This window comes from Neobacillus rhizosphaerae (assembly GCF_937468385.1).
Classification (GTDB): Bacteria; Bacillota; Bacilli; order Bacillales; family Cytobacillaceae; genus Neobacillus; species Neobacillus rhizosphaerae.
In genome coordinates, this window is the sequence record NZ_CALBWS010000070.1 from 1 (window position 1) to 1,424 (window position 1,424).

The 1,424-nt window shown below is 38.9% G+C and carries 2 protein-coding genes; both read left to right on the forward strand.

Features of this window, described 5'->3' with window-relative positions:
* Nucleotides 1-77 precede the first annotated feature (77 nt).
* Nucleotides 78-383 (forward strand): transposase, encoded by a 306-nt coding sequence (locus tag M5A78_RS24565; RefSeq protein ID WP_248737887.1) that lies wholly within the window; start codon nt 78-80, stop codon nt 381-383.
* Nucleotides 384-397: 14 nt separating this feature from the next.
* A complete protein-coding gene (locus M5A78_RS24570) occupies nt 398-1,294 on the forward strand; it encodes an IS3 family transposase (RefSeq protein ID WP_248737888.1) in 897 nt (298 codons plus the stop codon).
* Nucleotides 1,295-1,424 lie beyond the last annotated feature (130 nt).

Below are 1,424 nucleotides of genomic sequence, written 5' to 3' on the forward strand. Positions count from 1 at the left end.
TGAAGCTAGTATAAAAAGTGGACACCGGTTGTGGCGTCATGTTAAATCATAAATAACAAAAATAGGATGTGTTTAACATGGCGAAAAATCAACAAAAGTACTCTATTGAATTTAAAGAGTATGTTTCTAAATTGATTGTTCTAGATGGTAAAAAGATGATTGATATCAGTAAAGAGCTTAAGATCCCATATGACACCTTGCAAAAATGGGTAAGCAGCTATCGTAAGAAGCAACAAGAGGCGAAGAAGTCAAAACAGAATCGGTTACTTACTGCCTCAGAATACAAGGAACTTTATGAAGCTGAGCTTTCAAAAAGATTAGAGATTGAGGAGGAGAACACAATTTTAAAAAAGGCCATGCACATCTTCACACAAGAAAAGTAGAAAGGTTTGTTTTTATTTATTCAGAGAGAAATAATCATACCATTGTGAAGATGTGCAAAGTATTAGGTGTGTCAACCTCCGGTTATTATGCTTGGGAAAAACGCCGTTGCCAGGAAGAAACTGAAAAGGAAAAGCAGAATCGCCAACTAGATGAGCGTATTATGTTTCACTTTTACGATAACCTCACGGCATTCGGTAGTCCTAGAATCCATGACAGGCTTGAAAATCAAGACAATATTAAAGTGTCTCAGAAAAAAGTGGCCAATCGTATGAGAGCTTTAGGTTTGTTCGCTACTAAGCCAAAGAAATATATTAATACAACTGATTCTAACCATGAAAAACCGATATATCCCAATGAATTAAATCGGAAGTTTCGAGTTGAAGCACCTAACCGAGTTTGGGCAACCGATATTACGTACATTCACACTGGCGAAGGGTTTATTTACCTCAATCCAGTAATCGATTTGTTTTCCCGTCGAGTTGTTAGCTATGCCATTGATGATCAAATGGATCATACATTGCCACTCCGTGCCCTAAAAGAAGCCGTTGCACAACGTAAACCGTCTGAAGGGTGGATCCATCATTCAGACCGAGGAACTCAATACTGTTCTAAAAAGTACACAGAAGCATTGAATGAAGCTAAAGCTGTAATTAGCATGAGCAGGAAAGCTACTCCGTATGATAATGCTTGTGTTGAGTCGTTTTTTGCATCATTAAAGAAAGAGTATCTCTATAAGCTTGTATTTCCTACGAAGGCGGAGGCCATCGCAGCTGTAAAGTTTTATATCCAATTTTATAACCGTAAGCGCACGCACTCTACGCTTGGGTACGCCACTCCGCTAGATTACGAAATGGCGTATGAAGAGGCGCAGCGAAAAAACGCCGGAAAGAGCGAATTGTCCTCTGCCTAAAGGAACAATTGTTTTTTTAATTGTTCCTTTAGGTACGAGGCCTCCAAGCGAAATGGGAATGAAGCGCGGAAGAAAAAAATACGCCACTACTTGGCAGAAAAAAGTCTATTTTATTGACAGAAGTCCATTA